The sequence below is a fragment of the Spirulina sp. CS-785/01 genome (assembly GCF_028330525.1).
Lineage (GTDB): Bacteria > Cyanobacteriota > Cyanobacteriia > Cyanobacteriales > Spirulinaceae > JAQMSD01.
Window position 1 is genome coordinate 1 of the sequence record NZ_JAQMSD010000064.1, and the last position, 4,665, is coordinate 4,665.

7 protein-coding genes are annotated in these 4,665 nt (G+C 45.4%); 4 read left to right on the forward strand and 3 right to left on the reverse strand.

Annotated features, from left to right (window positions below; all coding sequences use genetic code 11):
• The first annotated feature begins 122 nt into the window (after positions 1-122).
• Positions 123-938, forward strand: a complete 816-nt coding sequence (locus tag PN462_RS03620) for a creatininase family protein (RefSeq protein ID WP_443029052.1) — start codon at positions 123-125, stop codon at positions 936-938.
• Here the strand turns inward: PN462_RS03620 and PN462_RS03625 are convergent.
• Positions 924-1,118, reverse strand: a complete 195-nt coding sequence (locus tag PN462_RS03625) for a DUF2949 domain-containing protein (protein ID WP_272126598.1) — start codon at positions 1,116-1,118, stop codon at positions 924-926. The genes PN462_RS03620 and PN462_RS03625 overlap by 15 nt on opposite strands.
• A gap of 28 nt (positions 1,119-1,146) precedes the next feature.
• A complete protein-coding gene (locus PN462_RS03630) occupies positions 1,147-1,359 on the reverse strand; it encodes a hypothetical protein (protein WP_272126599.1) in 213 nt (70 codons plus the stop codon).
• A 638-nt stretch (positions 1,360-1,997) separates the two neighbouring features.
• Here PN462_RS03630 and PN462_RS03635 point away from each other — a divergent pair.
• The 3 genes from PN462_RS03635 (at position 1,998) to PN462_RS03645 (ending at position 4,346) form a co-directional block, all read left to right on the forward strand.
• Positions 1,998-2,216 (forward strand): hypothetical protein, encoded by a 219-nt coding sequence (locus PN462_RS03635; protein WP_272126600.1) that lies wholly within the window; start codon positions 1,998-2,000, stop codon positions 2,214-2,216.
• 324 nt (positions 2,217-2,540) lie between these two features.
• Complete coding sequence (locus PN462_RS03640; RefSeq protein ID WP_272126601.1) at positions 2,541-4,154, forward strand: B12-binding domain-containing radical SAM protein; 1,614 nt, start codon at positions 2,541-2,543, stop codon at positions 4,152-4,154.
• A 3-nt stretch (positions 4,155-4,157) separates the two neighbouring features.
• Positions 4,158-4,346 (forward strand): CPXCG motif-containing cysteine-rich protein, encoded by a 189-nt coding sequence (locus PN462_RS03645; RefSeq protein ID WP_272126602.1) that lies wholly within the window; start codon positions 4,158-4,160, stop codon positions 4,344-4,346.
• A 161-nt stretch (positions 4,347-4,507) separates the two neighbouring features.
• Here the strand turns inward: PN462_RS03645 and PN462_RS03650 are convergent, their stop codons facing one another.
• Positions 4,508-4,630 carry a hypothetical protein gene (locus PN462_RS03650; RefSeq protein WP_272126603.1) on the reverse strand — a complete coding sequence of 41 codons (123 nt, stop codon included), beginning with the start codon at positions 4,628-4,630 and terminating at the stop codon, positions 4,508-4,510.
• Between the last annotated feature and the right edge of the window lie 35 nt (positions 4,631-4,665).

The window sequence follows — 4,665 nt, forward strand, 5'->3', positions numbered from 1 at the left end:
CAACTCTCAACTCCCCCATCTTCCCTTTGTGTCCTTTGTGTCTTTGTGGTTCAATTCCCCAACTCTCAACTCTCAACTCTCAACTCCCCCATCTCCTATTACCCAACCCATCCCCCAAAACCATGCACACCTTTATCCCCCCAGAACGGTTTTTTCCCTATTTGACGTGGCAAGAGATTGAGCAAATGCCGGATAAGGCCAATGTTGTCATAGTGCAACCGATTGGCGCGATTGAACAACATGGGCCTCACTTACCCTTGGTGGTAGATGCGGCCATTGCAACCGGGATTTTGGGGAAAGCACTTAGTCAACTGAACCCTGAAATTCCCGCTTACTCCCTCCCTCCCCTCTATTACGGCAAATCTAACGAGCATTGGCATTTTCCGGGGACGATTACCCTTTCTGGGGAAACCCTGGCTTCGGTGTTGCGGGAAATGGCGGAGAGTCTCTATCGCGCTGGGTTTCGGAAATTAGTGTTTATTAATGGCCACGGGGGACAACCGCAAGTCCTCGAAATGGTAGCGCGGGACTTACATCAAGAATACGGGGATTTTTTGCTGTTTCCTCTCTTTGCTTGGAAAGTTCCTAACGAAGCGGCGGAATTGATTTCTCCGAAAGAGTTGGAGTTGGGGATTCATGCGGGGGATGCGGAAACCAGTATTATGTTGTCACTGCTTCCTGAACAAGTCAAAACAGACCGTTTTCTCTGTGAATACCCCCCGACATTACCTGAAGGCAGTTTGTTGAGCATGGAAGGACAATTGCCGTTTGCTTGGGTGACTCAAGATTTAACGCGCAGTGGGGTGATTGGTGATGCAACCTCAGCGACGAAGGAAAAAGGCGATCGCTTGTTAGCTTCGGTGGCTGCGGGTTGGGTGCAAGTGTTGGAAGAAATTTATCATTTTCAACAACCTAGCACCCGATTAAGCGGTTTCTAACCAATCGAACATTTGATCCACTTGCTCTAAGCTGACTAACCCGTATTGCCAGAGAATCATCGGCAAAAAGTTCGGATGGTGTTCTTGATGTCTCATGGCGATGGCCACACAGTCGGCTGGGATGGCCAATTCCTCTTTGAGAAAGTTAATAAAACGGTTGGTGAGTGAGGAGGTATTCATGATCTTGACTTGGTTAAATCAGGTTTTTTTATAATTGAGAGGCAGTTTTTACGGTGACTTTTCCCCGTCGAATGGCTCGGAGTAGGCGGTTTACGGCTCGTCTTTCCTCTTCGTTCAGACGGTCTTCGAGTACCGCCGCCATTAAACCATAGCGGTCTGCTTCTGAGATAATTCCAGTTTCACTAGCTGTGGCTAGAATTTCTCCAATCGCACCAGGTAGTAGTTGAATCGAGGGGTACATTTTAGTCACTGTGAACAATTTGCCTGACTCTACTGTCCCTGATCTAGACGGTATGGGGGGTGATTGTTTCCCCTATGGGGGGGTGAACTTGATCGAGATGAAACGCGATCGCTAATACAAAAGTTTAGTGATTACAACCCAAAGATTTTGTGATAGAAGTCACAATACGATGACAAGTTCTTGGTATTGCACTTGACAAAATCTATCCTAGGTTATACTAATAGTAAGTATTGAAATGTAAATCGTTCATCTCCCCACAGTATTTGGCGTGTGCTGAACTGGTGCGAAGCAGATTAGCTTTGAGTGAGGCTTGGAGTTAATCGGCGGGAGGCTAGTAGCACAGGGGTGGAACATTAGCGTAAAACTATCGACGTAATCGTCTTAACGCCAGAATTTCGCTATCTCGAACATCAGCTACTGTGTTAATAGTCCCATCAGTTAAAAGCGGACAGAATGAAATTATAATGAAATTATAATGAAATTATAATGAAATTATAATGAAATTATACTGTGCGCTTTAACTGAGTACCATTAAGTAAGTACCGTTAAGTCAAATGTGGAGAGACGGAAGTAGGGTGAAAATCCGAAGGAACGCACCGCATCTTTTTCAGTAATTTAAAGGTTAGAATTCAGAAACCATGATGCTTGCGCCTTTAGTGGTTAGCTTATCAGTTGCTTCCGTCGCCGTTTTTTTGAACATTAATGCCAAAGAAGAAATTATCAAGGTATCGGCGGCTGTTATCGCTGTCATCTCCTTATTCTTGAGTATTTTCTTTGCACCTTTGGTGATAAAACTCTTAATAGCTGCGATTCCGTTAGTAACCGATAAGCTGAACTTCATCAAAATTTTTAACTAATCGCTTTTGCGATTGAGTATCCGTTCTTTTGTGACTCTTTCTTGGGTGACACACTTTGTTGGAATGCCCATGAGTATTTTCCCACCCTCAAGACAGCAACAAAGGCCAGTCCACCAAGACAAGTAAACAGTCTCAAGGCTTGGAGGTGAAAGTGAGGTTCTAAACATTCTTACTTTTGCCCCCCTTTCCTAGCCTTGGTTGTCAAATCTTTTACCATTTTTGCTCATTCTCTCCGGCTTGGAGACAGGCCATCCTTTTGGGGGAATCAACGGGTCCCTAGGCAAACCCATTAAAATAGAGATCGCACAATTCTCTCTTACCTGCATGACTGCTTTGTTTGCCGCCGAGAAACGCCTGTTTACCCCTGTCTCCCCCCAAGAGAATGCCATTCCCCTTATTTTTGCCTTTCCCAATGACTACACCATTGGCATTACCAGTTTAGGCTATCAAATTGTTTGGGCTACCTTCGCGCAGCGACCGGATTTAGCCGTTAGTCGTCTGTTTACGGACATTGAGGAGTCCCTTCCCCGTAACCCGGAGTTAGTGGGGTTTTCCCTCTCTTGGGAACTGGACTATATTAATATTCTCACTCTCCTAGAACAGTTAAATATTCCCACCCACAGCGAACAACGGGGAGAGGAACATCCCTTAATTTTTGGGGGGGGTTCAGTGTTGACGGCCAACCCAGAACCCTTTGCGGCCTTTTTTGATGTGATTTTATTGGGAGACGGGGAAAACCTCCTCCATGACTTCATTAACGCTTATCAAGCCGTGAGAACCGCCAATCGGCGCAAACAACTCCGTCATTTAGCGCAAGTTCCAGGGGTCTATGTTCCGCAACTATACCAGATTACTTATAGTGATCCTACGGGGATCATTGAAAAGATAGACCCTATTGATGCAGAGATACCGGAAGTGGTCACGAAACAAACTTATCGGGGGAATACCCTCTCGACTTCCACCGTGGTCACAGAACACGCGGCTTGGGAAAATATTTATATGGTGGAGGTGGTGCGCAGTTGTCCGGAAATGTGCCGTTTTTGTTTGGCTAGTTATTTAACTTTACCGTTTCGGACTGCGAGTTTAGCGGGTGCATTAATTCCGGCCATTGAACGGGGGTTAAAGTTTACCAACCGTTTAGGGTTGTTGGGGGCATCGGTGACGCAACACCCGGAGTTTGGTGAGTTATTAGCTTATTTGGCCCAACCCCAGTATAAGGAGGTGCGGTTGAGTATTGCTTCGGTGCGGACTAATACGGTGACGGAACAGTTAGCAAAAACCTTGAGTGACCGGGATACTCGTTCTATTACTATTGCAGTGGAAAGTGGGTCGGAACGGTTAAGAAAAATTGTGAATAAGAAGTTAGCACAAGAAGATATTATTCAGGCCGCGGTTAATGGGAAAGCGGGGGGGTTAAAGGCGATGAAATTGTATGGCATGGTGGGAATTCCGGGGGAGGAATCGGAGGATGTGGCCGCTACGGTGGAGATGATGGAAGCGATGAAAAAGGCAGCCCCTGGGTTGCGGTTGACCTTGGGGTGTAGCACCTTTGTGCCGAAAGCGCACACTCCGTTTCAGTGGTTTGGGGTGAATTCGGAGGCCAAGAAGCGGTTAAAGTGGTTACAGAAAAAGCTGCGATCGCAGGGCATAGAATTCCGGCCAGAGAGTTATAATTGGTCAGTGATTCAGGCGTTAATTGCGAGAGGCGATCGCAGGTTAACCCCCTTATTAGAATTAACCCGACATTATGGAGATTCTGTAGGCAGTTATAAACGCGCATTTAAAGAACTAAAAGGACAGCTACCACCCTTAGAGTATTACGTTCATGAAACGTGGGATACCGAGCAAATTTTACCGTGGCAACATTTACAAGCCTCTCTCCCCCAAGAAACTTTAATCAAACATTTACAAGACGCAAAGCAGTATTTTCCCAATTAAATCATGCAAAACACCAGCGACTATACTTGTGCCTTTTGTGGCGAACCGAATACAACCTTTGTGGACATTAGTGCCGGGTTTCAACAGTCCTACGTCGAAGACTGCCAAGTCTGTTGTCGTCCCAATGTGCTTTATATTCGAGTCGATGAGGATACCCTAGAAATTGAAATTGAGAGTGATTATAACGAATAATTAATAATTAGGAATAACCCCCTTGACTTGAACTGGACAAAGATTTATATTGATAATGGGAAATAGAGCCGCACATATATATATCCCCTCCACAAAAAACTATCTCATTTCCCCCTAATACCCCCCTTAAATAAAATAAACCGTAATCAACAAACCCCAAATCATCCCGTAGGGTGCGAAGCGCGACAGCGTAACGCACCAAAAACGCTCAAATAAAATAAACCGTAATCAACAAACCCCAAATCATCCCGTAGGGTGCGAAGCGCGACAGCGTAACGCACCAAAAACGCTCAAATAAAATAAACCGTAATCAACAAAC

Bases quoted from the DNA above. Each gene is read 5' to 3' on its own strand.
- PN462_RS03640 (WP_272126601.1), top strand. From the start codon at position 2,541: ATGACTGCTTTGTTTGCCGCCGAGAAACGCCTGTTTACCCCTGTCTCC.
- PN462_RS03630 (WP_272126599.1), bottom strand. From the start codon at position 1,359: ATGTACCCCTCGATTCAACTACTACCTGGTGCGATTGGAGAAATTCTA.
- PN462_RS03620 (WP_443029052.1), top strand. From the start codon at position 123: ATGCACACCTTTATCCCCCCAGAACGGTTTTTTCCCTATTTGACGTGG.
- PN462_RS03645 (WP_272126602.1), top strand. From the start codon at position 4,158: ATGCAAAACACCAGCGACTATACTTGTGCCTTTTGTGGCGAACCGAAT.
- PN462_RS03625 (WP_272126598.1), bottom strand. From the start codon at position 1,118: ATGAATACCTCCTCACTCACCAACCGTTTTATTAACTTTCTCAAAGAG.
- PN462_RS03635 (WP_272126600.1), top strand. From the start codon at position 1,998: ATGATGCTTGCGCCTTTAGTGGTTAGCTTATCAGTTGCTTCCGTCGCC.